Source organism: Rhodanobacter sp. GW835-FHT13D09 (genome assembly GCF_058793995.1).
Map to the genome: position 1 here is coordinate 276,813 of NZ_JBXAGL010000004.1, position 25,915 is coordinate 302,727.

Consider the following 25,915-nt stretch of genomic DNA (forward strand, 5'->3'; position numbering starts at 1 on the left):
GGCCGTCGCCCATGTATGGAGAAATCCCCATGACCCTGTACCGCCCACTGACCCTCGCCGCCGCCCTCGCCCTGCTGGCCGGATGCGCGACGGTGCCCAAGCCGCTGGAAGGCACCTATGCCGACGTCTCCACCGCCAGCGCCCAGCAAGGCGGTGCGGGCGGCACCCGCGTGCGCTGGGGCGGCGAGATCATCAAGACCGAACCGGGCCCGCAGCAGACCTGTTTCTACCTGCTGTCACGCCCGCTGGACAGCCAGGCACGCCCGAAGGCCGGCAACGCCGGCGAGAACCAGGGCCGCTTCGTCGCCTGCCGCGAGGGCTTCTACGATCCGGAAGTGTTCGTCCGCGGCCGCGAGCTGACCGTCACCGGCACGCTGCATGGCACGGTGTCGCAGAAAGTGGGTGACTTCGACTACGCCTACCCGCGGGTGGAGGCCGACGTGGTCTACCTGTGGCCGAAGCACCCGGTCATCGTCGACTACCCGCCGGGCTTCTACGACCCGTTCTGGGGACCGGGCTTCGGCCCGTACTGGGGCGGCTATCCGTACTACGGCTATTACCCGCGCCGGGTGATCGTGGTGCAGCCGCCTCCACCGCCCCCGCCGAAGAAATAAGCGCATGCAAGAACGCCGGCTTCGCGCCGGCGTTCTTGCATGCGGGGCGCGGAAGCTGCACTCAGCCCGGCGGCCAGTGCATGCGCCGGCCGGCCAGCAGGTGCAGGTGCAGGTGGTAGACGGTCTGGCCGCCGTCCTCGTTGCAGTTGAGCACCGTGCGATAACCCTGCTCGGCAAAACCCTCCTGTTTCGCGTATGTCGCGGCGGCCAGCAGCAGTTTGCCGAGCAAGGCGGCGTCGCCCGCCGCCGCATCGTTGAGCGTGGCCAGCGGTCGCTTCGGAATGAACAGCAGGTGCACCGGTGCCTGCGGATTCAGGTCGCGGAACGCCAGCACCTCGTCGTCCTCGTAGACGATGTCAGCCGGGATCTCGCGGCGGACAATCTTGCTGAAAATCGTGTCGCTCATGGTCGGTTTCCTGAAGGTAATCGCTCAATCGAGCAGTTGCCGCCCGCCGAACGCATGCGCCAGCGTGCTGCGATCGACGTATTCCAGCTCGCCGCCCAGCGGCACGCCGTGCGCCAGCCGGGTCGGCCGCACCCCGCCGGCACGGGCCAGCTGCGCCAGGTAGTGCGCGGTGGCCTCGCCTTCCACGGTGGGATTGGTGGCGATGATCAGCTCCTCGATCTCGCCTTCGCCCAGACGCTGGGCCAGTTGCGCCAGCCCGAGTTCCTCCGGGCCCAGCCCGTCCAACGGCGACAGCCGTCCCATCAGCACGAAATACTGGCCGCGGTAGCCGGTGGCCTGCTCGATCGCCGCCAGGTCGGTGGGCGACTCCACCACGCACAGCACCTGGCGGTCGCGGCTGGCGCTGGTGCACAGCGCACACAGCGGTTCCTCGCTGAAGTTGCGGCAGCGCTCGCAATGGCCGATGCGCCGCATCGCCTGGTCCATCACCGCCGCCAGCTTCATTCCGCGCTCGCGCTCGCGCTCCAGCAGATGGAAGGCCATCCGCTGCGCACTCTTGCCGCCCACGCCGGGCAGGCAGCGCAGCGCTTCGATCAGTTCGGCGAGAAGGGGGGAGCCGGAGGACATGGATGAGCCAACTAGCGAGTGAAGAGGAGTGAGGAGTGAGGGGTGAGAGAAAAGCGGGAAGCGGCAGGCCGAGGCAGCCTCACTCCTCTGCACTCACTCCTGCCTTCAAAACGGCATCTTGAAGCCGGCCGGCAGGTTCATCCCGGCGGTGACCCCGCCAAGCTTGTCCTTGCTGACCTGGGCGACCTTGTTCACCGCGTCGTTGATCGCGGCGGCGACCAAGTCCTCGGCCATCTCGGGGTCGTCAGCAAACGCCTGCCGGTCGATCTGCACGCGACGCACCTCGTGCGCACCGGTCATCACCACGCTGACCAGGCCACCGCCGGCGCTGCCGGTGACTTCGAGTTTCGCGATTTCCTCCTGCGCGCGCTTCATGTCTTCCTGCATGCGCTGCGCCTGCTGCATCAGCTGACCGATCTGTCCTCTCATCACACGGCTCCGGATTCGTTGTCATAGGGTTTGATGGATTGCGGCACCACGCGCGCGCCAAACTCGCGCTTCAGCGACTGCACCAGCGGATCGCCCTCGATCGCCTGCTCGGCCGCGGCCTGGGCCGCATCGCGCGCCTGCGCGGCGCGCGCCGCCGGAGTCTGCGCGGCGGCGGTCTGGCTGCTGTTGACGAAGCGCAGGCGGATGCGCTCGCCCAGCGCCTGTCCGATGCGCTCCTCCATCTGGCTCACCATCGGCTCAACCGCCAGGCTCATGTGCGCCGGCTGCAACGCCAGCACCAGGGTCTGCCCATCGCGCTCGCGCAGTACCGCATTCTGCGCCAGCAGGCCGAACGGTCCGCGCAGGCCGGCGCGCTCGATCAGCGCCTCCCAGTCCGGCAGTCCGTTGGCATCACGCGCCACCGGCGCAGCTGCCGGCGGTGCCGGCGCCGCCGGCGCGCGCGGCGGCGGAGATTCGTACCGGCGTTCTTCCGCGGCAGCCGGCCGGGCCGGTGCCGCGGACGCGGGACGTGCCGTCGCTGCCGGACTGGCTGCAGCCGGCCGTTCGGCATGCACAGCCGGCTCACCGTCGCCGGGACGGAACGCCAGCATGCGCAGCAACGCCATCTCGAAACCAGTGCGTGCATCCGGCGCCAGCGCCAGGTCGCGGCGACCGGCGGTGGCGATCTGGTAGTACAGCTGCACGTCTTCCGGGGCGATCCGCCCGGCCAGCGCCGCCAGCGCGTTGTCGTCGGCGCCGTCCTCTTCCGGCCGGTAGCCGGGGATCAGCTGGATCAGCTGCAGCCGGTGCAGCACGCTGGCGATGTCGTCCAGCACGCCGCCGAAGTCGGGCGAGTACGAAGCGATCTGCGTGCACTCGGCGAGCAGTCGCCCGCCGTCACCCGCAGCCAGCGCATCGAGCACGCCGATCACCTGCCCGCGCGCCACGCTGCCGAGCATGTTGCGCACGTCGTCGGCATGCAGCGCGCCGCCGCCGTAGGCGATCGCCTGGTCCAGCAGCGACAGGCCGTCGCGCAGCGAACCATCCGCGGCGCGGGCCAGTTCGCCGATTGCGCTGTCCTCGTAGGCGATGTTCTCGGCACCCAGGATGTGCCGCATCTGGCCGGAGATCTGTTCCGGCAGCAGCCGCTTCAGGTTGAACTTCAGGCAGCGCGACAGTACCGTCACCGGCAGTTTCTGCGGGTCGGTGGTGGCGAGCAGGAACTTCACGTGCGGCGGCGGCTCCTCCAGCGTCTTCAGCAACGCGTTGAACGCGTTCTTCGACAGCATGTGCACCTCGTCCACCAGGTACACCTTGAAGCGGCCGCGCGACGGCGCGTACTGCGCGTTCTCGATCACCTCGCGCACGTCGTCCACGCCGGTGTTGCTGGCCGCGTCGATCTCCAGCAGGTCGACGAAACGCCCCTCGTCCACCGCCGTGCACACCGCGCACTCGCCGCACGGATCGGCCGACTGCCCGCGCTCGCAGTTCAGCGACTTGGCGAAGATGCGCGCGATGGTGGTCTTGCCCACGCCGCGGGTGCCGGTGAACAGGTAGGCGTGATGCATGCGCCCGGTGTCGAGCGCATTGGTGAGCGCACGCACCACGTGTTCCTGTCCGACCAGCTCGGCGAACTTGCGCGGGCGCCACTTGCGGGCGAGTACCTGATAGGACATGGCTACCAACGTTGGGGCAAAGGTTGATTGTGCCAAGTCGGCGAAGACAAGTCAGTAAAGCACGCCCCGGAATGGCGGCGGCCCCGCCAGCCACACCCCGGCACCCGAATCATTCGCTACCGTTGCTTCCTTCCGGACCTGGCGGAGTTTGCGAACTATCGTCGCGGGGGGACCGACGGGGCCACCATGGACGTCAAGCGATGCACGCTTGCTGGTTTTGCGGCTGCGCCAGCTTCAGGCTGTCGCGCTTGTTCAGAAACTGGCGGAGAGAGCGGGATTCGAACCCGCGATACGTTTTACCGTATACACACTTTCCAGGCGTGCTCCTTCAACCACTCGGACACCTCTCCGCAACACTAACCTTTCACCACCATCCCGCACCGGGCAGGATTGTTCGGCTCATCCTGAGCCTCACCCCTCACTTTCGTTCGGGGCCAGCCTGGCGGCTGTCCAAATTCGTTCCAGACGAATTTGTCGAACCCGCGATACAGGGATAAGCCGTATACACACTTTCCAGGCGTGCTCCTTCAACCACTCGGACACCTCTTCGCATACTTGACCCTCTTTGCGGCAATCCAAGCCTTCAAAGAGTCGGTAAGAATAACGGCAGCAGGGCCATGCAGGCAAGCGAGCGGGCACGGATTCAGCCAGCGTCGGCCCTGGGTTCCATCGGGGCGGGCAAGGCGACCCGCTCGCCGGGGCTGGCGATGCGATAGCCGAGTGAAGTCAGCGCGGTGCCGTCGGCTTCGCTGCCGTAGTGGTAAAGCAGCAGCCGGGTGCGCAACGCTTCCGGATACTCGCGCTCGACGTCGTCGATGCCGGTGTGCGAGGGGTTGCCGACCAGGCCGCAGTCGTGGGCGATGATTTCGCCGGCGCCGGCACGGCTGGCCAGCACTTCGGGGATCGGCCGGGTGTCGCCGGTGTAGACGAAGCTGCCATCCAGCGCCAGTCCGTACGAGGTGCCCGGCACATGGTGACGGGTGGCGAACACGTCGAACCACAGGCCGTCCAGCCAGAAACCGCGGGTGCACAGCACCAGACGGAACGCCTCCCAGAAGTTGACGCCGCCCTCGGCCAGCACCCCCGGGTAGTCGGCGACGCGCACCTGCAGCCACGGCATCAGCGCCGCGTGGACAAACACCCGGGTGGTGCCGCGCAGGTGCGGGTCGAACCACAGGCGGATGAACAGCTGCTCCAGCCCGGCCACGTGGTCCATGTGGGTATGTGTGATGAAGATGGCCGGCGGCAGCGCGTCATACGCCGCCAGGTAGCGGTCGAGCGTATCGGGGCCGCAGTCGACCAGCAGCAGCGGTACGCGGGCCCGTTCCAGCACCACGGCCGACGAGCCCAGCTCCACCGCGTGGGCGGCGCCCACGCCAAGAAAATGCAGATGCCAGTTCATGGGTTTAGCGTACGCCCATAGCGGTAGAGCAGCGGCTGCCAGATGCGCTTCTCGAACGCCGCCTCGCCACCGGCAGCCGCGCCGAGCTTGAGCAGCGACCGGCGCAGACGCTGCAGGTTCGCCTGTTGCCAGGCCACGGAAGGGATGCGCATGCGGCCGCGATCGAAGTCGATCAGGTACAGCTCACCCGGTGCCACCAGCACGTTGTGTGCGTTCAGATCGGCATGCCAGACGCCGGCACGATGGAAACGCGCCACCAGCGCACCGACCTCCTCCGCCAGTTCGCCATCCAGCCTCCCTGCCGCCAGGCATTCGGCCAGCGTCCGCGCGTCGGCGATGCGACGGGTGATCAGGTCGGCGCTGTAGAACATGCCGTGCCGGCGATACCGCGCGGCCACCACCGCCGGACCGGGCAGCTCCAGCCGGGCGATCTCGGCGAGCAGGCGGAATTCCGCGAACGGGCGCGTGCGGTCGGCCCCGGTCCACAGATACCGATCCCGATCGCCCATCAGCGCGGCGACCAGGCCGCCACGACGATAATGCCGCAGCACGCATTCGCCCACCGGCGTGGCAACGATCGCCACGCCGCCACGACCACCGGCCTGCGTGCGCAGCGCACCGCGCTCGCGCCAGTAATCCGGCGCGAACCAGTCGTGCCCGACTTGTGGCGATGCCTCGGCGTCGAACAGAATCACGCCTGCGGCATCGTTGTGGGTTCGTTCCTGCATCATCATGCCCGGTGACTGCCCCGGATTCTAACCCAGCCCGATGACAAGCCCCTCTTCGATCTGCCTGCTGCGCACCTCCGCCATCGGCGACGTCACCCACGTGGTGCCGCTGCTGCGCACCCTGCAGCAGGCGTGGCCGCAAACCACGCTGACCTGGATCGTCGGCAAGCTGGAACGCAAGCTGGTCGGCGACCTGCCCGGCGTGGAGTTCGTCACCTTCGACAAGGCCGCCGGCTGGGCCGGCATGCGCTCGGTGCATGCGGCCTTGCGTGACCGGCGTTTCGACGCACTGTTGCAGATGCAGGTGGCGCTGCGCTCGAACCTGCTGAGCCTGGGCATCCGAGCCGACCGGCGCATCGGCTACGACCGCGCCCGCGCGAAGGATCTGCATGGCCTGGTGATCAACGAGCGCATCCCCGCGCGCACCGGCGAGCACGTGCTGGACGCGATCGGCAGCTTCTGCGAGCCGCTGGGACTGAAGCAGACCCGGGTGCGCTGGGACATCCCGGTTCCCGCCGAGGCGCACGCCTGGGCCGCCGCACAGCTGCCCGGCGGCACGCCGACTCTGCTGGTCAGCCCCACCTCCAGCCATGCGCTGCGCAACTGGCGGCCGAAGCGCTACGCCGCGGTGATGGACCACGCCGCGGCCCGCGGCTGGCGTGTGGCCCTGGTCGGCGGCCCATCCGCCTTCGAGCGCGGGACGGCCGATGCCGTGCTGGCGGCATGCAAGTCGACACCGCTCGACCTCACCGGCAAGGACACGCTGAAAAAACTGCTGGCCCTGCTCGCTCGCGCGCAGCTGCTGCTGACCCCCGACTCCGGCCCGATGCACATGGCGAATGCCGTGGGCACCCGCGTGCTCGGCCTGCACGCGGCGAGCAACCCGAACCGTTCCGGCCCCTATTCCGACCGCCGCTGGTGCGTGGACAAGTACGACGAGGCTGCGCGCAAATTTCTAGGCAAGCCGGCCAGCGAGATACCGTGGGGCAGCAAGATCGAGAAGCCCGGCGTGATGGACCTGATCGGCGTCGACGACGTGATCGAACGCTACCAGGCCGCCGCACAGGACATGCGGCTGCTGTAGGAACGCACCCGGGTCAGACCGCGCGGTAATCCTGGTACGACTTTTCCTCGACCAGCTGCGAACCGAGCTTGAGGTTGATCTCGCGCTTGAATGCGGCCCGTTCGTCGTTGCGGAAATACACCGAACGCGCCAGCTCGATGAACTCTGCGTCGAACGCCTGCGCCCTCTCCTTCAGGCGGATGCGGTCCTCGATGTCCCACAGCAACTCGTTCACTGCCAGCAGACGCGCACGTTCGTCGCCGATGTCGGTCCGCGAGGCCGCGTCATCGGCCCAGGTCGCGGTGAGCAGGTCCAGTTCGTTGCGCACGTTGGCCAGCTTGGCCGCGTCGGTGATGCGGCGCGACTTGATCTCCAGGATGGTGATCTTGTCGATCAGCTCGCCGTAGGACACTGGGGTCTGGATCAGGCTCATGGTCTTGGCTTCCGTCGGAAAGGGTGGATCATGCTGCCGGGCAAAGCGCGCCCTGCTGCACCAGCGCGCAGACCGTGCGCACGTCGCCGTCCATCGCGCGGTCGCGGTGCATGAAGCCGATGTGCCGGCGCAGGATCGCATGCGCGTCGCGCACGCTGGCACCGGCGTGGAAATCGCCGGCGCCGGCCAGTGCCGCGGCGAGCTGCTGCACTTCGGCGACGAACTGCGCGTAGTGCGGCTGACCTTCTCTTGGCGCGTTGGCGATCTTCGCCGCCAGCGCCTGCCAGCCGCCGCGACTGGCCAGCCGGCGCGCCGCGTTCAGCATCTCCTGGCGGTAGTCCAGTGCCTGCGCGGCGGTGTACAGCTCCAGCGCCAGCACGTGACCGAGGTCTTCCATCATCTCCAGCACGTGGCGCGCCTCGTTCGCGCCCATCGAGACGTGGTCCTCGGCGTTCGCGCTGGTCGGCACCGAATACACACTGGCCGGATGCGCCCGCGTCGCCAGGTCGTTGACCAGCGCCGCAGCGGTGTACTGCACGATCATGAAGCCGGAATCGGTGCCGTCCTCGTTGCCGGTGAGGAAGGCCGGCAGGCCGTCGTTGGTGGCCGGGTCGACCAGCTTGTTGAGGCGGCGCTCGGAAATCGAGGCGAGCACCGGGATGGCCGCCTTCACGTAGCTCATCGCCAGCGCCAGCGGCATGCCGTGGAAGTGGCCGGCCGAGATCACCTGCTCCTCGATGAACGGCGCGTCATCGTTGTCAGGGAAGATCAGCGGATTGTCGGTGACCGAATTCAACTCGATGTCGATCACCCGGCAGGCCTGCGCCCAGGCGTCGCGCACCGCGCCATGCACCTGCGGCATGCAGCGCAGGCTGTAGGCATCCTGCGGCTGGTGCTTCTTGCCGCCCTTGAACGGCAGGAAGCGCGCGTAGAACGCCTCGCGGCCGTGGCGCTGGTTGGCTGGCACCCAGTCCCAGCCGATGTCGAAGCTGAGCGCCTGGTCGTCCGCTTCGCTCCACGCCTCGGCGCTCCACGGCTTGAAGCGCGGCACCAGGTGATACGGAATGTCGAGCAGGGTGGAATCGGCCAGCAGTCCGCGCACGTGCGCGGCGGTCTCCACCTGGCCCGGATGCGGGCGCAGCGCGTGGACATCCGCACGCAGGGCGCCGCTGCGGCCGGCGAAGGCGTCCAGCGTCATCGCCGCGGCGAGGTCGGCAGTATCCAGCAGCTGCTCCAGCGCATCCAGCGCCAGCGCGGCGGTGGCCAGCATCTGCGCGGTACCGTTGTTGAGCGCCAGGCCTTCCTTGAACGACAGCCGGATCGGTGCGAGTCCGGCGCGCTTCAGCGCCTCGGCGCCGCTGACGCGCTCGCCCTGCCAGAACGCCTCGCCGCCGCCGAGCAGCACGATGGCCAGATGCGACAGCGGTGCCAGGTCGCCGCTGGCGCCGACCGAACCCTTCTCCGGCACCACCGGCACCACGCCGGCGTTGAGCATCGCGGCCAGCGCCTCCAGCGTGCCCACCCGGATGCCGGAGTGTCCGCGCATCAGCGTGTTGATGCGGATCAGCAGCATCGCCCGCACCACATCCTCGCCGAACGGTTTGCCCACGCACACCGCGTGGGTGATGATCAGGTTGTGCTGCAGTTCCTCCAGCAGCGTGCCTTCGGAGGGACGATTTCCGGGCAACTCGTCGCGCACGCGATGCGCACCCAGCAGCTTGTCGGCATTGCTGCCGAAGCCGGTGGTGACGCCGTAGGTCGGTTCGCCGCAGCTGACCTTGTCGGCGAGGAAATCGGCAGCGCGCTGCACACGGGCCAGCCCCGCCGGAGCCAGTGAAATCTTGTGGCCATGGCGCGCCACCGCCACCAGTTGGGCGCGGGTGAGGCTGTTGCCGTCGAGGACGATGGTATCGGTTGTGCTCACTGCTGCCTCATGGATGGATTGCGTTGTCTGTTGCAGTTGGCCGGGCAACGGCGGGCCGGGCACTCACCCCATCGCCGCGGCCTGCTCCAGTTCCACCCGCAGCGTCTTGACCAGTTCGCCACGCGCCACCTCGAACTGGTCCTCGCGGCGCAGATCCTTCACCGTCACCACGCCGCGGGCGAGTTCGTCCTCGCCCAGCACCACCACGAAGCGGATGCCGGCGCGATCGGCGTACTTGAACTGCCTGCCCAGCTTGCCGCCTTCCAGCACCACCTCGGTGGCGATGCCGGCGCCACGCAGCTCGCCGGCCAGTGCGAGATAGGCGGGCAGCTGCGCCTCGTCCATCTGGGTCACCAGCACGTCGACCGTGCTCTTCGCCGTATCGATCAGGCCCGCATCGCGCAGCTGCCAGTACAGCCGGGTCAGGCCGATCGAGATGCCGACGCCGGGCAGGTGCGACTTGGTGTACTGGCCGGCCAGGTTCTCGTAGCGGCCGCCGGAGCAGATCGAGCCGATCTGCGGGTGGTCGTTCAGCGTGGTCTCGTAGACCGTGCCGGTGTAGTAGTCGAGGCCGCGGGCGATCGACAGGTTCAGCGCGTAGTGCGTCTGCGGCACGCCGAAGGCATGGATCAGCTCCAGCACTTCCTTCAGTTCGGCGCGGCCCTGCTCCATCGCTTCCGGGCCGGCGCCCAGCGCATCGAGCTGGTCGAACGCGTCCTGCAGCGAGGTCGAGCGCACCTGCACGAAGGCGAGGATCTTCTGCGCCACCTCGGCGCCCAGGCCGAACGCCTCGCCGGTCAGCGTGTCGCGCACATAGTCGGCGCCGCGCTTGTCCAGCTTGTCCACCTCGCGCAGCACCAGCATCTGCTGCTCGCCGTCGACGACTCCCAGGCTCTCGAAGTAGCCGCGCATCAGCTTGCGGTTGTTGAGCTGGATGGTGAACGGGCCGATGTCGAGTTCGCGGAACACGCTGTAGATCACCGCCGGGATCTCGGCGTCGTAGCGCACCGACAGCGCGTCCTTGCCGACCACGTCGATGTCGCACTGGTAGAATTCGCGGAAGCGCCCGCGCTGGGCGCGCTCGCCGCGGTACACCTTCTGCATCTGGTAACGGCGGAACGGGAAGCTCAGGTCGCGCTCGTGCTCGGCCACGTAGCGCGCCAGCGGCACGGTGAGGTCGAAGCGCAGCGCCAGCTCGGGCGTGCCCTCGTCGGCCTTGCCGAGTGCGCCGGTGGACTGCACGAAGTACACCTGCCGTTCGGTCTCGCCGCCGCTCTTGGTCAGCAACACGTCGGAGTACTCGATCACCGGCGTCTCGACCGGGAGGAAACCGAATCGCTCGTAATTGCGGCGGATCACGTCGAGCATGCGCTGGAACGCGATCTGGTCGAGCGGCAGCAGCTCGAGCACGCCGGGCATGGTGCGGGCCGGGGTAAGCGCCATGGAATCCTCTACTGACGATGGGAACATTCCGCCCGGCCACGAAGCGCGCGACGGCAGCCGTGAAGATTAACAGAACGCCATCGGCCTTCCGCAGAAAAATCCCCGGGCGGTTGCATCGAACCTGTTGCCAACTCCCCGAACGGCCATTAAGATACGCGGCTTCCCACGGGGTGTAGCTCAGCCTGGTAGAGCGCTACGTTCGGGACGTAGAAGTCGCAGGTTCGAATCCTGTCACCCCGACCAAAATTCAAGCAGTTACGTCGCTTGTCGATGAAAGGCCCGCCCTCAAAAGCGGGCTTTTTTCGTACTCAACTGTCCCGAAAGTGTCCCGCGCATATCCTCAACATACCTCCGGCGCACCAGTCGATTCACCACCGAGTAGATCATCGGATTCCTGAAGCAGGTCGAAGCGGGCATGGCGGTTGCGAAGTTATGCCGCCAGCACGGTTTCAGCCCGGCCAGCTTCTACCAGTGGCGAGCCAAGTACGGCGGCATGGAGGCAAACGAGGCCCATCGCCTGCGGGAACTGGAGACGGAGAACGACCGGCTCAAACGGCTGTTGGCCGAAGCGCATCTGGACATCGAAGCGCTCAAGGTGGGCTTCGGGGTAAAACGTGAAGCTAGGGGGCTTGGACAGAGTTCATCGGCTGATTCTTTCCCAGGTGGGGACTCTGTACAAAACCATTTGTGCTTGTTTGCTGCGAAAGGCGACGGCTTCATGTGCATAAAAATAGGCAAGAGTGAGCGTACAACGAGAGTGCCGATCGGGAGACTAACTTGTTCCGTCACAACGGCTTCGAAGTTGGTTGTTCAGTCGCACCTAGGAGATAGCCGTAGACCAGTTCCGCGGCGGCCAAGTCCTCGAGTGCCGTGCCGACCGCCTTACACAAGGTAATTTCCTCGTCGCTGCGGCGGCCAACGCACCGGGCGGCGCACATGTCGGCCAGCGTTCCCTGCAAATCGTTCGACGCGAATACACCTTGGGCAATTGCATCTAGCAGGTCGCCCGACTTGACCAGTGCCTCCGACGTGTCGACGAACACGCGTGCGCGCTTAAAACACATCGCATCGGCCTCACGCATGGCCGGCGTGAAGCTGCCTATCAAATCCAGGTGCGTGCCGCTTGTCAGCCAGCGGCCTTCGATCAGCGCGACATTCGACAGCGTCGCGCAACTCACGATATCCGCTGCGGCGACACACGCGGCAAGGTCGTCGCCTACGCGCGCCGGAATCCCCACCTCACCCAAAGCGACGGTCAGACGCTCGGCCCCGGCACGCGTGCGGTTCCAGACCACGACCTCGTCGATCGGACGCACCGCACGCATCGCCTCGGGAATCAGCGCCGCGACGCGGCCGGCACCGACGACGAGCAAACGCCGCGCATCGCGGCGGGCGAGATAGCCTGCCGCAAGCGCGGACGCCGCAGCCGTGCGCCGGGACGTGATTTCGTCGCCGTCGAGTTGCGCGAGCGGTTGTCCCGTCGTAGCGTCGTAGAGCAGATAGGTCGAATGCAGACCCGGCAAACCGCGCGCGCCATTGCCGGGAAAAATCATTACCGTCTTCAGCCCGAAGTAGTGGCCCGCACGCCAGGCCGGCATGATCAGCACTGTGCCGCTCGGTGCAGCGTCATCGCCGCTGGCGATAGCATGCATGTGGCGTTGCGGCACCTCGCATCCGGCGACGAACATCGCGCGCAAAGTACCGATCAGTGCGGGGAAACCGAGATAGTGGCGAGTAGCGGCGGCGTCGAGGATTTGCATTGGGTGCTAGGCGATCTGCTTCGACGCACGCGGACAGTCACACCGCTCAGGGCTTGCCAGCATCCGCGGCAACGCGCGAGGACGCAGCAAACGTCGCGAACCAGTGCAGCACGATGGTCGCCGCCAGCGCGCCGATGATCGAATCGAGGGTAGCGATGCCGGTGATTGAAATTCCCGCGTGCGCGCTCGCCAACCCGAACACGGTACCGACGATCCATGCAGCAATGGCCGACCAGCGGAATGCGGGATCATCGGTGGTGCTCTGCACCGGATGCGTCGGCCGGATCGCCTCGCTGCACTGCACGGCGGCGACGGGCGGCAGCGCAATACTGAGCAATTCGAGGAACGGCATGAAGTGGTCCTCGACATGCAACAGCGCGAGTACCGCGCCGAAGATGCCAACGCCGACGACGATGCGGTTCAACGGCCAGCGCGGAAACAGGTTCGCCAGCGATAAACTGCCAGAGTACATGCAGGCCGAAGAATCCATCCACGCGCCAGTCAGCAGCAAGCCGAGTGCCGGCAGACCAATGCCGAGTGCGGTCAACGCGGCGATGAGATCGGGCTGACCGAGTGCCGTGCTCGGGATCGCCGACATGAACAGCACGAGCGGATAGGCCACCCCGAGCGCCATGAGGCAGGCCAAACCCGCGCCGAGTGGTCGGCGCACGAAGCGGCCGTAGTCGGGCTGGATGGTGATGCCGACGATGTAGGAACCGACGATCGCCGACACCGCGGCGCCGAAGCCGAGCGCGCCGCTGCCCAATCCGCTTACGTTGGCGTCTAGCTTGCCGACCGTCAGCGCTGCCGCGATCGCAAGCAGGATGGCGGTAAGCGGCACGATCACCTGGCCGAGCCGCTCCAGTCCGGTGACGCCTTTGAGCACGACGAAGGTAACCAGAGCGCTCAGCGGAATCGAAATCGCCGCCGGCGGCACGATGACGGCGAAGACGCGCTGCACCGTAGTGCTCATGGTCGCACCGAGTACGCTGACGATGACGCCAAACCAGCCGATCAGCGACAACGCGATCGCGAGCTTGACCACCTGCGCGCCCCAATGGCCGAACGTGCGCTGGGCGAGCAGCGGCAACGACATTCGCGTGCGCGCGCCGGCATACGCGCTCAGGCCGCCGAGCACGCCGCTGATGATCGAGCCGACGATGAACGCTGTAAGCGCGCGGCGGAAGCCGAGTCCCGCAGTCACGTTGGAGGAAAGAATGAAGACCGGCAGACCGCAGCAGCTGCCGGCAACGATGAAGAAGACTGTCCGCGCAGGGCCGGTCGCCTCTTCCGGAACGGCACTATGGGCAAATCCCTGAGCCGATTCGTCGCTTGCACTGTTCGTCATTTGTCCGAATATAGTTAGCGCAAATGCCCATGCCAAGTGCGCATAGGGGTGGGTCGCAGATAACCCCGTTCCTGTCACCTACCCGATCGAGTGATACATAAAACAAGGCTTCCCTGTTTGCCGCACTCCATGCAAGATGCAGCTTGGCGCAAGATCACCCTCAGGTTGGTTTCCGCATGCCGTCCGAGCCCGCCAAAATGCCCGCATCGAGCATTCTCCTCGTCGGCAAGCTAGAGCCGCCGAGCCAGCGCGTAGCGCTGGCCACGCGATCGGCGTTGTCGGCGCGCCTGAAGTCCTGGCGCGAGCATGCGCTGACCTTGCTGGTCTCGCCGCCTGGCTTCGGCAAGACCACCCTGCTCGCGCAATGGTGGCTTGAGTTGCAGTCCGAATCCGACGTCACCGCTGCATGGCTGACCCTCGACGAGGACGATGCCGAACCGGCGCGATTGATCTCGAACATCATCCTCTCGCTGCATCGCGCTGGGCTCGATGTCGGCGCGCTCGAAACGATCGCAGAGAACGGCCTGCTCGAGTCTTCGACCAAGGCCACCCTGCTCTCCCTGCTCAGCCGCATCGCCGCCAATCGCGGTGCCGTCGTGCTGATCCTCGACGACTACCAGCTCGCGCACTGCCCCGCCGCAGCGGGGATCGTGGAAATGCTCCTGCGTCGCGGCGGCCGCAATCTACATCTGGCGATCAGCTCGCGCGACCGGCCGTCGATCCACCTCTCCGCACTGATCGCGCGCGGTCTCGTGCAGACGATCGGCGCGGCCGACTTGATGTTCACCCTGCAGGAATCGGCGACCCTGTTCGACGGCATGCTCGAGCCCGAAGAACACGCGCTACTCTATGCGCGCAGCGAAGGCTGGGCAGTGGTGTCGCAGCTCGCGCGCATCTGGATGCGGCGTGGCCGCGAACACGCGTTGCCCGAATTTGCCGAGCGAAGCGGAGAGATCGCCGACTACCTGAGCGAACAGGTGCTGCGCGACCTGCCGTATGATCTGCAGGAATTCCTCATGGACGCGGCAGTATTCGACCGCTTTAATGCGCCGATGCTGGACTCTGTTCGCGAACGTTATGACAGCGCCGCGCTGCTCGAACGACTCGCCCACCTGGACGCCCTGCTGATTCCGCTCGATCGCGACCGCGGCTGGTTTCGCTTCCATTCGCTGTTCGGCGACTTCCTGCGCGGCCGTCTCGCACTTGCCCATCCCGAGCGCACCGCGGTTCTACAAATGCGTGCAGCCGTTTGGCTGCGCCGACACGGCGACTTGCTCGAAGCCGTACGCCAAGCGCTGCGGGCGGCTGAGCCGGCTCGTGCCATCGCGTTCGTCGAAGAGGCGCGCAGCTGGCAACTCATCCTGACCCACGGCCAGGGCTTCGTCAGCAATCTGCTCAAGTTGTTCCCGCGCGGGGCGTTGGAGAACGATCCGCTGTTGCTCGTGCTGCAGGCCTACCTCGACATCAAGCGCGGCGAATGGTCGAACGCGCGTCGCTGCCTGGAGAGCGTCGGCCCACGCCTGGCCACGCTGAACACCGAACAACGCAACAGCTACACGATCGTCCATGCGCTGTGGGTCGGCTACCTCGACGAGTCGGGCAAACCCGAACGACATGCGGAGATCGACCGTTTCATCGCCTCGCTCGCCGACGACGATCACATCACCCGCGCCACTGCTCAGGCGATCAGCACGATCGATTCCCTTGCCCTCGCCGAGTTCGGCCGCGCCGAGCGCTACAGCCGCGACGGCATAGCCAACATGCAGGCGGGCAATTGCGTCGTCGGCACGACCTATTGCCTGTTTCATCTCGGCGAAAGCCTCTATTACCGCGGCGAATGGGACGCAGCCGAAGACATCTACCGCCGCACGCTGGAACTGGCCGAGGCGAATTTCGGCACGGACAGCATGCTCAAGGCCGCCGCGGGCAGCCTGCTCGCGCCGCTGCTCTACCATCGCAATCGCCTCGACGAAGCGGCCGCGCTGATCGATTCCTCGCTGGCCACGATCGAACGCCAGGACGGTTGGTTCGACATCTACGCACTCGCCTACGAAACTGCCGCGCGCCTCGCCTTCGCGCAGAGCGGAGGCGAGGCCGGGCGCGCCATGCTGCAGCGCGCCCGGGCCAATGCCCGCGTGCGCGGCTTTCGCGAACTTGAACGCCTAGCCGATGCCTGGCAGCTCGAGCTCGACACCGGCAAGGCGTCGCCGGATGCCGCACTGGGCCAGGCCGCAGCCGCGCTCGAGGAACCGCGCCTGCGCGCTGACGCCAGCCAATGCTGGCGCGAACGTTACGCCTGGACAGTGACCGCGGTGAAACTCGCGCTCGCCTGCGGCCAATACGCGCGTGCGCTGCAATGGGCCGATCGCGAAATCACCGTCTGCGTGACGCAGGACCGGCGCGCCGCGGCGGCGAGCCTCGGCGTGCTCGCCGCGCTGGCGCGCAAGGCGCAGGGCGACATCGCCGACGCGGTCGAACGCTTCTCCGCCGCGCTCGATTTCGCCTGCGGCGCAGACGCCGTGGGCCTGTTCTTCAATCTACCACCGTCGGCTGAAGCGCTGATTCGCGAAGCGCTCAACGACGGCCGCGCCCTGCCGCCGCTGGGCGCCGCACGCGCCTTTCTCCTACGCGTGCAGCGCGAATTGCGTGCGCAACAGGCCAATGATGCGAGCGTGCTCAGCGGCCGCGAACTCGACGTGCTGCGCGAACTCCACCACGGCCGCTCGAACAAGGCGATCGGGCGCCTGCTCGGCCTGTCCGAGAACACAGTGAAATTCCATCTGAAGCAGATCTACCGCAAGCTCGGCGTCGACTCGCGCACCGCCGCGCTGTCTGCGGCGCATCGGCTCGCTTTGCCGCTGGACGCGCCCAATTGATCCTGTCGCGTGAGAACCTCACCCGGCCGCATCCACAGAATACGACCCGCCCTACACCGCAGCCATATTTTCAAGCCACCGGATCAGGGCCCAGACCGATCGCCCCCGCTGGACCCAGATCGTGCGGCAACGACCGCCGCGTCGGCCCGAGGAAATCCAGGCTCGCCCATTGGCGATCTCGGGTGAACGCTTTCACGTGAATGCGGACTTCGTCTGCCTTCAATTCCCGAAACGGCAAATCGTCTACCACCAGCACTTTCAGCGGATTGCCCGTGCGGTGGAACCGGACCGCGCGAAAGGTTTCAGGCATTTCCGTTCTTCCAGTCAATCCATCGCTCATTCGGCAAAAGGCCGGTCGATCGCGGGCGACGGCTCGGTGAACCAGGCCGCGCCGTTCTCGGTGACGTAAAAATGGTCCTCGAGGCGAACGCCGAACTTGCCGGCCACGACGATCGTCGGCTCGTTGGAGAAACACATGCCTGGCTGCAACGGCGTGCGGTCGCCGCGCACCAGGTACGGCGCCTCGTGGATCGCAAGGCCGATGCCGTGGCCGGTCCGATGCGGCATTCCAGGCAATCGGTAGCCAGGGCCGAGGCCGCGCCGCTCCTGCAGCGCACGCGCAACACGATCGATCTCCTCGCAGGGGACGCCGGGACGGACGGCCTCGAAGGCCGCGATCTGCGCCTCGGCTTCGATCTCCCAGATCCTGCGCTTCTCGTCGTCGGCCCGGCCGAACACGTAGCTGCGGGTGATGTCGGAGTTGTAGCCCTGCACCGCGCAGCCCGTGTCGATCAGCACCATGTCACCTTCGCAGAGGACGTCGTCGCCCGGCAGGCCATGTGGAAACGCGGTCGATCGGCCGAACTGGACGATGCAGAAAGTGCTTCCGGCACTCCCGATCGCCTTGTGCGCTTCGTCGATGAAGCGCCGTACCTCACTGGTCCGCATACCTGGAGCGAGAATGCGCGCCGCGCACCGCTGCACTTCCAGGGTCATGCGCTTGGCCTGTTGCAACAGCGCGAGTTCGGCGGGTGACTTGATTGCGCGGCAGCCGTCGATGATCGGCGCGGCATCGAAAACCCTGACGGACGGCGAAGCGGAGCGCAATTGCTCAGCCATGCCGAACGGCAATGTCGGGTCGATCGCGAGGTTGGCACTTCCGGTCTCGCGCAGGATACGGGCGACCAGCGCTGAAGGGCTTTCGTGCTCCTCCCACAGCCGCAGATCGACGTCTATCGTGAGGATCGCTTCGAGCGAGCCCTGCTCGAACGCCGGACAAACGAGGTAAGGGCGCCCGCGCGGCGTCAGCACCATCGCCACGAGCCGCTCGATCATTCCCCAGCCGATTCCGGTGAAATAGGACAGGCTGTGGCCGGCGCCAATCAGCAACGCATCGGCGCCCGCATCCGCCATCAGCCGGCGCGCGCGTTCGATGCGCTCCTGCCGCTCCTCGGCGGCGATGGCCGGCGCGCGCTCCGCCCAGGGCCGGATCGAGGCTAGTTCGGCTTGTATCGTCGAGCCGCCGATCATGACACCACCGCCTCGATGCCAAGCTTGAGGCCGCCACCGCGATGGGGTCGCCTCGATGGAATACGGAAGAGTCGAGGCTCCGGAATTGTCGGCTGTTCAGTCATCGCAATACTCCCGGATTCAAAAAGTCGCACCGCATCGACAGTCGACCGATCAGCCGCGATGTAACTCTAGGCTCGGAAAGGAGACTTCCTCAATGGGCGCCAAGGGTGGGCATGTCAAGGCAAAGAGGTTTCGCCTACCCGATCAGGCAGATTCTTCATCGCTCACAGGTCAGCCGGGGTTTCATGCGAAAGCGCGAAGATGGCGAAGAAAAACCCTTCGCCGATTATTTTTCGCCTCTCCGCGTCTTCGCATCTTCGCGCAAATTCTGTTTCTCCGTGTCGCGTGACCGGATAAGCGCGAAAAGCTCTTTCCAAATCTCCGCCGCATCAGCCACCCGATCGGGTATGCCCTGTCCGCGCCTTGGTTGCGGCCTACTCTCGGCCGCCGTGGACAGACACGCCTGATTGTCATCATTCTCGTCGGCGACGGAATTGTCCGTTTTCGCCAACAGGTTTTCACATGAGCGCTAACCATCGTTTGACGCCTGCGCGGTTGAGCATTGCGGTCGCCCTCGCCCTTGGTGCGGGCAGCGGCTTCGCCCAACAAGCACCCTCCGACGGTGAGAAAAATAGCGCGAATGGCGCGGCAACCGCCGCGGCAGCTGCCCCCTCCACCGCGAACGACGCCAATAAGAATAAGGTAACGCTCGAACAAGTCACCGTGACCGCGCGCCAGCGCAGCGAATCGCTGCAAGATGTGCCGATCGCGATCACCGCCTTCACCGCGCAGGAAATCGAACGCGCAAGCATCAACACACCAGCCGATTTCGTTCAGCTCACCTCGAACGTGAGTATGGTCCAGGCACAGAACTCGGGATCTAGCTTCCTCACAATCCGTGGCATCACTCAGGTGCGCAACGGCGAGCCGCCGGTGGCGACGGTGGTCGATGGCGTGCAGCAGATCAGTCCGAACCAGTTCAACCAACAGTTGTACGATATCGATGCGATCGAGGTGCTCAAGGGTCCGCAGGGCGCGCTCTACGGGCGCAATGCGGAGGGCGGTGCAATCCTGATCACGACCACGCCGCCGGGCGATAACTTCGCTGCGACGTTCAAGGCTGGCGTCGGCAACGGCGGCCTGACGAATTCGATGTTCAGCGTCAGCGGACCGATCGGCGACGGCAGGGTGAAATACCTCCTCGCCGGCTCGGCGAGCAACTTCGACGGCCTGATCGATAACACCTACCTCGACAGGAAAGTGGACTACGAGCGCGACCACAACTTCCGCGCACGGATCATCGCCAACGTAAACGACGACCTCGCCATCGACACCCAACTCAGCAGCTCGCGCACCTCAGGCGGCGCGCTCAATTATGTGTTCCAGCCGCTGTACGGCGTCGACGACCCCAACAACACTTCGATCCCGATTCGCGCGAACAACCTGGGCCTCGACAAGCGCGTGCTCGATCATTTCTCAGTCAAGGCCGACTACACGCTCCCGTTCGCGACGCTAACCGGCATCGTCGGCTACGACCACGTCAATGAATTGTTTGCCGGCGATCAGTTCCCCTACTCGCCGGCCATCTCGGCGAACTCGCCCTTCGGTCCCGGCACAGACGGCACGCAGACCCAGTACCTGTCGACGAATGCCACGCAATTCGAGTTGCGCCTGACCTCGCCGTCGGAACAGCGCCTGCGTTGGATCGTCGGTGCTTACTATCTATACGGCCGCCGCTATCTGTCTTCTTCGGATGGACTCGATCTGGGCCTGGGCCTCCTGCCGATCAAGGAAGTTCCCGCCGGCCCCAACAGTAACAATCCAACCACCATATTTCTCGCCGACCATAACGAGCAGAAGGCGAGTGCCGTGTTCGGTCAGGTCGACTATGACCTCACCGAGCAACTCGAGCTCGCCGCAGCGCTGCGCTACGACCGCGAAGACCACTCCCAGAAAAATTCCGCCCCCCTGGCCTTCGATCCCGCTTCGGGCCAGGTACGCAAAGCCGTCTTCGAGAAATGGCAGCCCAAGCTGACGCTGACGTGGAAGGCCAACGACAATCTTCGCTTCTACGGGAGCTATGGCGAAGGCTTCCGCAGCGGCGGTTTCAACCAGGCCGGCACCGGCGCCGCTGCCGCTTCGGCTGGGTTGGTCGGCGTCACCGACCTGTACCAACCCGAATCTGCCAGGAGCCTGGAAGCGGGCTTCAAAAGCCGCCTGGACGATGGCCGCCTGCAGGTCGACGGCAGCGTGTTCCACACCAACGTGAGCAACATGCTGTACTTCGTCTTCGTCGGTCAGCTAGGCACGCAAGTGTTGACCAATCTCAACAAAGTCGATCTCGATGGCTACGAGATCGACGCGAAATACCGCCTGCGCAAGGACCTCACCATCTACGGCGGCTACGGCTACACGCTCAGTGACGTCAAGCGCTTTGCCCTGGAACCGGGCGACGCCGGCAAAAGCGCGCCGTATGTGCCGCGCTACACTTCCAATGTCGGCATCCAATACACGCCGACATTGAACAATGCGCTCAACGGCCTCATACGCATCGACTACGAGCGCATCGGCCAGCAGTACTGGGATCCGGGTGACACCCGCTCGCGCGATGCGTTCGGCCTGCTGAACCTAAGAATGGGTATCGAGTCGCACGACGGCAGTTGGAGCGTCGGGTTGTGGGCGAAGAACGCAACCAACACGAAGTACAACGCTGAATACGTGCTCGGCGGATTCGCCGAGATCGGCGTTCCGCGCACGTTCGGCATCGACTTCCGCTACAACTACTTCTGAACGCACGGCGGCGACCCCAAGCGGGCCGCCGAACCGTCGAGGATTCCCATGTCCACACCCGGCACCATCCGTGTCGCCACCGACGTTGGCGGCACGTTCACCGATCTTGTCTATTTCCGTACCGACCCGCACAACGGGCATCAGGAAGTGATCACGGCAAAGGCCGACACCACGCCGCCGAACTTCGAGCGCGGCGTACTCGACGTCATCACCAAAGCCAAGGTGCCGGTGCGCGAAGTCGCATTCCTCGCCCACGGCACCACGGTCGTCATCAATGCGCTGACCGAACGCAAGGGCGTGAAGGTCGCGCTGATCACTACCGAAGGTTTCCGCGACACGCTTGAGATCGCGCGCGGCAACCGACCCGACTTCTTCAATCTCGGCTATCGCAAACCGGAAAGCTTCGTGCCGCGCCATCTGCGTCGCGAATTGCCAGGGCGGATCGGGCCGAACGGTGCGGAACGCACGCCGCTCGATCTCTCCGCACTGCCGGCAATTGTCGAGGACTTCCGGCGCGAAGGCGTCGTCGCAATCGCGGTCTGTCTGCTGCACTCCTACGCCAACCCCGCTCACGAAGTGAGCGTACTCGACGAGGTGCGACGCCTATGGCCCGAGGTCAGCGCGGTCGCCTCGCACCAGATCACACGCGAATGGCGCGAGTACGAGCGCACCAACACTGCCGTGCTCTCGGCCTACGTGCAGCCAATCGCCGGGCGTTATCTTGCCGGCTTGAAGCGGGGTCTGAACGACGAAGGCCTGGCGGGTCAGCTCTATGTGATGCAATCCAACTGCGGCGTCGACTCGATCGAGCGTGCCAGCCGCATTCCGATCACGATGGTCGAATCGGGCCCGGCGAGCGGTTTCTGGGGCGCCGCCGAACTCGGTCGCCTGATCGGCGAGCCGAACCTTCTCGCGCTCGACATCGGCGGTACCACCGCCAAGTGCAGCCTGATCGAAAACGGCCAGGTGCGCATCATGACCGACTACTGGATCGAGCGCAGCGCGACGAGCGCGGGCTATCCGATCATGGTGCCAGTGGTCGACCTCGTCGAGATCGGCAACGGCGGCGGTAGCATCGCCTGGCTCGACGAGTTCGGCAAATTGCACGTTGGCCCGAAGTCGGCCGGCTCGACGCCGGGGCCGGCCGCGTACGGTCGCGGCGGCACGCAGGCGACGACGACCGACGCCAACCTCGCCCTGCGCCGGATCAATCCGGAGTATTTTTGCGGTGGCACGATCCAGGCCGATATCGGCGCGGTCGACCGCGCGCTCGCGCCGCTCGCCGCGGGCCTCGGCATGAGTTCCACCGAAGTCGCACGAGGCATCGTGCGCATCGCCAATCACAACATGGTCAACGCGCTCAAGCTCGTGTCGATGAACCGTGGCCACGACCCGCGCGACTTCACTCTCGTCGCTTTCGGCGGCGGCGGCCCGATGCACGCGGTCTCGCTCGCGACCGAACTGAACATGCGCCGTGTCGTCATCCCGCGCGCCGCCGACGTGTTCAGCGCCTGGGGCATGTTGATGAGCGAGCTGCGTCGCGACTTCTTCGTCAGCCGGCTCACTCCGCTCGACGGCATGAACGCCGGTGCGATTGAGGCCCTGTTCGGCGAGAGCACTGCGATGGCGCTCGAACAATTCGGTGCTGAGGGCATCGCGCCCGAACGCGTGAAGTTCCTCCGCTATGCCAAGTTGCGCTACGAAAATCAGGAACATCATGTCGAAGTCATGATGCCCGACGGCGCACTCGACGCGGATGCTATCGCTTCGATCACGATCGGATTCCATCAGGTTTACGAACGCGAATACACCTATCGCCTCGACGCTGCGGTCGAGTTCATCGGCCTACATCTGGTCGCGCTCGCCGACGTCGGCAAACTACAGCCAGCCAAGCTGCCGGTCAGCGGACGCAAGGTGAGCGAGGCGCTCAAGAGCCGGCGCGATGTCGATTATGCGACGCAAGGCGAGCATACCGCCGATATCTACGATGGCGCCCTGCTCGAACCCGGCATGCAGTTCCAAGGCCCCGCAGTGATCGAAACCTCGGGTACGACAATACTGATCCACCCCGGCAACCGCGTCCGCATCGACGACTACGGCAACGTCATCGTCGACCTCGACACGAAGGAGTTTGATCATGATTGATTCCAGAAAGACCCTTAGCGCAAGCGATACGATCACACTCGAAATCATTCAGAGCTCGCTGCAGGCGATCGCCGACGAGATGTTCGCGGCGCTGCGCAAGACCGCGATGAGCGCGGTCATCTACGAGGTGCTCGATGCCGGTACTGGCATTACCGACGGCAAGGGCAACCTCGCTTCGAGCGGCGCGGGCATTCCGGGCTTCGTCGGTGTGCTCGACAAGTCTGTCAAGCGCGTGCTCGAACTGCATTCAAAATCGGGCGACATCCAGCCCGGCGACGTATTCATCACCAACGACCCGTACTACGGCGGCGTCACCCACCTCAACGACAACATCCTGCTGATGCCGGTGTTCGCCGACGGCGAGATCGTCGCCTGGACCGCGAACATCGCGCACTGGAACGACGTCGGCGGTGCGTTCCCCGGCTCGCTTTCGCCCGCAGCGAAGGAGATCTTCCAGGAAGGCCTGCGCCTGCCGGCAGTGAAGCTGATCGACCGCGGTCAGCCGATCCGCGCCGTGCTCGACATCATCCGCGTCAACACACGTCTGCCGGCCTTCCTCGAAGGCGACCTATGGGCCGGCGTAGCCTCCGCGCGCATCGGCGCCAAGCGCATCGAAGAGCTCATTGCCAAGTACGGCAAGGGCATTTTCATCGCTGCGATGAGGCACTTCATGGACTACGGCGAGCAGGTCGCACGCAACGGTTTGCGTGCACTACCGAAGGGCCGCTACTCGATCGAGGAAGAGCAGGATTCCGGCGTCGTCTACAAGGCGACGATCGAGATCACCGACGACGCCTTCATCGTCGACCTACGCGACAACCCCAACCAGGATACCGGCCCGAACAACTGCAGCCACGACGACAGCATCGTCTCCGCGCAGATGATCTTCAAGAACATCACCGGCTCCTACGGCGTAACCAACGGCGGCACGTTCCGCCCACTGCAGGTGCTGACCCGCCCGGGTAGCGTGTTCGATGCGCAGGAGCCGGCCGCGGTCGGCATCTACTACGAAGTCGGCATGCGCCTGTACGACCTGCTCTGGCAATGCCTGGCTCCACATCTCGGAGATCGCCTGCCAAGCGGCCATTTCTCCAGCATCTGCGGCACGTTCATTGGCGGCACGAATCCTGACACGGGACGCTACTTCACCATAGTCGAACCCCAAATCGGCGGCTGGGGCGGTTCCGCGCAGGGCGACGGTAACAACGCGATGTTCAGCTCGATGCACGGCGAGACGTTCAACTGCCCGGTCGAGATCGCTGAGACGCGCTACGGCCTCTACGTCGACCGCCTCTCCCTCAACGACGAACCAGGCGGCGAAGGCGAACACCGCGGTGGCAAGGGCATCGTGCTCGAATACCGCGTGCGCAGCGACAACTGCTTTCTCACCGCGTCGTACTCGCGCAATAAGCACCGCCCCTGGGCGATGCGCGGCGGCAAGGAAGGTTCGGCGAACTACATTCGCGTAATCCGTGCCAACGGTGACGCGCAGAATCTTGCCATCGTCAATACGCTCGCAGTCAATCGCGACGATGTGATCCGCATCGTCACCGCGAGCGGCGCCGGCTACGGCGACCCGAAGAAGCGCGCGCGCACTGCGGTCGAAGACGATATCAAGAACGGCTATATCAGTCGCGAACGCGTGGCGGAAATCTATGGCTGATGACAACATGACGTCCGTGATCGCCGGCCAGCTCTGGCGCAACGAATACGATTCGCTGATGCGCCTGCAGGCAGAGATGGACGGCAACCTGCAAGGCATCTATAGCTCGGTTCACAGAGAGCGCGCCGGCTTGGTGCCTGGCGCGATGGCCGGGAGCAATTTGCGCGGCGTCTACCGTTCGCACACCGGTGCGAGTGGAGAATACCGTGTGCGCGGCTGCGTCGCCGCTGCGGCCGACGAAACGAAAGGCCGAGGCATCGCGCTGTCGATCAGCTGGCGCTCGATCGGCAGCCGTGGCGACGATGGCAGGCATTGGGTGTCGGGCATGGGAGGCCAGCTTCTGCAGACGCCACAAGGTCCGCGCCTGCTCCTGCTGCACAACCTCGTGGTCAGTACTGCAAGCGACCGCGGCCCGACGCCGGGATTCCACATCGACAAGCTTCACTTCGACGTTTCCGGCGACGGCGCACTCGAAATCACCACCGCATCCACCGATCGCGCCGAGCCGGACGCGTCCAGTCCGCTGAGCGGCACGTGGGTCTGCTCCATTGCGGGCGATCTGCGCCTGCAATTGAGCATCGACGTTCACGGCGACATCGACGGCAACTTCGTCGGCCACGACGGCGCGACGGGTCGCCTCGTCGGTTTGACCGACAACGAAGCACCCACCGCGGACTTGCCGCGGCAGGCTGTCACTATCGCCACGGCTGCAGCCGCGCGGGCGACCAGTCTTTCCGGCTGGCTCGATCGCGAGCGCGACGAACTGGTCCTGCTCGAGTTGAACAGCGCCGGCACCTCGTATGCCGAGCGATGGCTGCAAACGCGCGCCGAGGGACTTCGTTTCAATCGGGTTTAGTCGGATCGCCATGCGTGACCCGTCCTGATTTAGGTTGACACCTTTTGGGACGGGTCAAATTCGATGAAAAAGCCGGCGCAAAGCCTAATGCCAGTCAGTTAAGCCGACTGGCATTTTTCGTGGGGTATTTCTGGGGTCGCCGCTTGAGTTCACGGGGACA

General features: G+C 65.5%; 20 protein-coding genes, 2 tRNA genes, 1 other RNA gene and 1 pseudogene. 9 read left to right on the forward strand and 15 right to left on the reverse strand.

The genetic code is table 11. The features are described from left to right. Positions 1-29 precede the first annotated feature (29 nt). Positions 30-614: a Slp family lipoprotein gene (locus AC1Q5A_RS08515; RefSeq protein WP_492700145.1), complete on the forward strand. Its 585-nt coding sequence runs from the start codon at positions 30-32 to the stop codon at positions 612-614. A gap of 61 nt (positions 615-675) precedes the next feature. On the opposite strand, the gene AC1Q5A_RS08520 is transcribed toward AC1Q5A_RS08515, so the two are convergent. The 8 genes from AC1Q5A_RS08520 to AC1Q5A_RS08555 all read right to left on the reverse strand — a co-directional run bounded on the left by AC1Q5A_RS08520 (position 676) and on the right by AC1Q5A_RS08555 (position 5,888). Further along, entirely contained in the window at positions 676-1,020 is a 345-nt protein-coding gene (locus tag AC1Q5A_RS08520; protein ID WP_492700146.1) for a histidine triad nucleotide-binding protein, read from the reverse strand. Positions 1,021-1,044: 24 nt separating this feature from the next. Beyond that, the gene (gene recR / locus AC1Q5A_RS08525) at positions 1,045-1,647 is read right to left on the reverse strand and encodes a recombination mediator RecR (RefSeq protein WP_492700148.1); all 603 of its coding nucleotides are present in this window, start codon (positions 1,645-1,647) and stop codon (positions 1,045-1,047) included. A gap of 105 nt (positions 1,648-1,752) precedes the next feature. Continuing rightward, on the reverse strand, positions 1,753-2,076 hold the full coding sequence (locus AC1Q5A_RS08530; RefSeq protein ID WP_114342394.1) for a YbaB/EbfC family nucleoid-associated protein: 324 nt from the start codon (positions 2,074-2,076) through the stop codon (positions 1,753-1,755). Continuing rightward, complete coding sequence (gene dnaX / locus AC1Q5A_RS08535) at positions 2,076-3,752, reverse strand: DNA polymerase III subunit gamma/tau (protein WP_492700150.1); 1,677 nt, start codon at positions 3,750-3,752, stop codon at positions 2,076-2,078. The genes AC1Q5A_RS08530 and dnaX overlap by 1 nt, the downstream gene beginning before the upstream one ends. Before the next feature lie 81 nt (positions 3,753-3,833). Further along, positions 3,834-3,930: signal recognition particle sRNA small type (gene ffs, locus AC1Q5A_RS08540), an RNA gene on the reverse strand. 82 nt (positions 3,931-4,012) lie between these two features. After that, positions 4,013-4,102 (reverse strand) — tRNA-Ser (locus AC1Q5A_RS08545). A gap of 293 nt (positions 4,103-4,395) precedes the next feature. Continuing rightward, positions 4,396-5,154, reverse strand: a complete 759-nt coding sequence (locus AC1Q5A_RS08550) for an MBL fold metallo-hydrolase (RefSeq protein WP_492700152.1) — start codon at positions 5,152-5,154, stop codon at positions 4,396-4,398. Next, positions 5,151-5,888: a 3-deoxy-D-manno-octulosonic acid kinase gene (locus AC1Q5A_RS08555; RefSeq protein WP_492700154.1), complete on the reverse strand. Its 738-nt coding sequence runs from the start codon at positions 5,886-5,888 to the stop codon at positions 5,151-5,153. Before AC1Q5A_RS08555 ends, AC1Q5A_RS08550 begins: the two co-directional genes overlap by 4 nt. Positions 5,889-5,922: 34 nt before the next feature. On the opposite strand from AC1Q5A_RS08555, the gene AC1Q5A_RS08560 reads away from it, so the two are divergent. After that, positions 5,923-6,966, forward strand: coding sequence for a glycosyltransferase family 9 protein (locus AC1Q5A_RS08560; RefSeq protein ID WP_492700156.1), 1,044 nt, complete (start codon positions 5,923-5,925; stop codon positions 6,964-6,966). A gap of 13 nt (positions 6,967-6,979) precedes the next feature. Here AC1Q5A_RS08560 and AC1Q5A_RS08565 read toward each other — a convergent pair whose 3' ends face one another. The 3 genes from AC1Q5A_RS08565 to hisS all read right to left on the reverse strand — a co-directional run bounded on the left by AC1Q5A_RS08565 (position 6,980) and on the right by hisS (position 10,745). Beyond that, positions 6,980-7,378 (reverse strand): DUF6165 family protein, encoded by a 399-nt coding sequence (locus AC1Q5A_RS08565; RefSeq protein WP_492700158.1) that lies wholly within the window; start codon positions 7,376-7,378, stop codon positions 6,980-6,982. A 28-nt stretch (positions 7,379-7,406) separates the two neighbouring features. Continuing rightward, positions 7,407-9,302 (reverse strand): HAL/PAL/TAL family ammonia-lyase, encoded by a 1,896-nt coding sequence (locus tag AC1Q5A_RS08570; protein WP_492700159.1) that lies wholly within the window; start codon positions 9,300-9,302, stop codon positions 7,407-7,409. Between the two features lie 63 nt (positions 9,303-9,365). Then, positions 9,366-10,745 (reverse strand): histidine--tRNA ligase, encoded by a 1,380-nt coding sequence (gene hisS, locus AC1Q5A_RS08575; RefSeq protein ID WP_492700161.1) that lies wholly within the window; start codon positions 10,743-10,745, stop codon positions 9,366-9,368. A 166-nt stretch (positions 10,746-10,911) separates the two neighbouring features. Here hisS and AC1Q5A_RS08580 point away from each other — a divergent pair. Both AC1Q5A_RS08580 and AC1Q5A_RS08585 read left to right on the forward strand, forming a co-directional pair. Continuing rightward, positions 10,912-10,988: transfer RNA gene (locus AC1Q5A_RS08580), tRNA-Pro, on the forward strand. 139 nt (positions 10,989-11,127) lie between these two features. Beyond that, a pseudogene (locus tag AC1Q5A_RS08585) lies at positions 11,128-11,343 on the forward strand (transposase); the annotation flags it as partial. Positions 11,344-11,530: 187 nt separating this feature from the next. On the opposite strand, the gene lhpI reads toward AC1Q5A_RS08585, so the two are convergent. Together lhpI and AC1Q5A_RS08595 are read right to left on the reverse strand one after the other, a co-directional pair. Next, complete coding sequence (gene lhpI, locus AC1Q5A_RS08590; RefSeq protein ID WP_492700163.1) at positions 11,531-12,505, reverse strand: bifunctional Delta(1)-pyrroline-2-carboxylate/Delta(1)-piperideine-2-carboxylate reductase; 975 nt, start codon at positions 12,503-12,505, stop codon at positions 11,531-11,533. Positions 12,506-12,551: 46 nt separating this feature from the next. Beyond that, positions 12,552-13,853 (reverse strand): purine-cytosine permease family protein, encoded by a 1,302-nt coding sequence (locus AC1Q5A_RS08595; protein WP_492700165.1) that lies wholly within the window; start codon positions 13,851-13,853, stop codon positions 12,552-12,554. A gap of 176 nt (positions 13,854-14,029) precedes the next feature. Here AC1Q5A_RS08595 and AC1Q5A_RS08600 point away from each other — a divergent pair, with 176 nt between their 5' ends. Beyond that, positions 14,030-16,729, forward strand: a complete 2,700-nt coding sequence (locus AC1Q5A_RS08600) for a winged helix-turn-helix domain-containing protein (RefSeq protein ID WP_492700166.1) — start codon at positions 14,030-14,032, stop codon at positions 16,727-16,729. Positions 16,730-16,799: 70 nt separating this feature from the next. On the opposite strand, the gene AC1Q5A_RS08605 is transcribed toward AC1Q5A_RS08600, so the two are convergent. Together AC1Q5A_RS08605 and AC1Q5A_RS08610 are read right to left on the reverse strand one after the other, a co-directional pair. Next, on the reverse strand, positions 16,800-17,039 hold the full coding sequence (locus AC1Q5A_RS08605; RefSeq protein WP_492700168.1) for a hypothetical protein: 240 nt from the start codon (positions 17,037-17,039) through the stop codon (positions 16,800-16,802). 26 nt (positions 17,040-17,065) lie between these two features. Beyond that, entirely contained in the window at positions 17,066-18,259 is a 1,194-nt protein-coding gene (locus AC1Q5A_RS08610; protein WP_492700170.1) for a M24 family metallopeptidase, read from the reverse strand. A 564-nt stretch (positions 18,260-18,823) separates the two neighbouring features. On the opposite strand from AC1Q5A_RS08610, the gene AC1Q5A_RS08615 reads away from it, so the two are divergent. Genes AC1Q5A_RS08615 through AC1Q5A_RS08630 form a run of 4 tightly spaced genes read left to right on the forward strand, consistent with a single transcriptional unit; the run spans position 18,824 to position 25,755 of the window. Further along, a complete protein-coding gene (locus AC1Q5A_RS08615; RefSeq protein ID WP_492700171.1) occupies positions 18,824-21,091 on the forward strand; it encodes a TonB-dependent receptor in 2,268 nt (755 codons plus the stop codon). Between the two features lie 48 nt (positions 21,092-21,139). Further along, positions 21,140-23,236, forward strand: coding sequence for a hydantoinase/oxoprolinase family protein (locus tag AC1Q5A_RS08620; protein ID WP_492700173.1), 2,097 nt, complete (start codon positions 21,140-21,142; stop codon positions 23,234-23,236). Then, positions 23,229-24,899, forward strand: a complete 1,671-nt coding sequence (locus AC1Q5A_RS08625) for a hydantoinase B/oxoprolinase family protein (protein ID WP_492700175.1) — start codon at positions 23,229-23,231, stop codon at positions 24,897-24,899. The genes AC1Q5A_RS08620 and AC1Q5A_RS08625 overlap by 8 nt, the downstream gene beginning before the upstream one ends. Then, entirely contained in the window at positions 24,892-25,755 is an 864-nt protein-coding gene (locus AC1Q5A_RS08630) for a hypothetical protein (protein ID WP_492700177.1), read from the forward strand. The genes AC1Q5A_RS08625 and AC1Q5A_RS08630 overlap by 8 nt, the downstream gene beginning before the upstream one ends. Positions 25,756-25,915 lie beyond the last annotated feature (160 nt).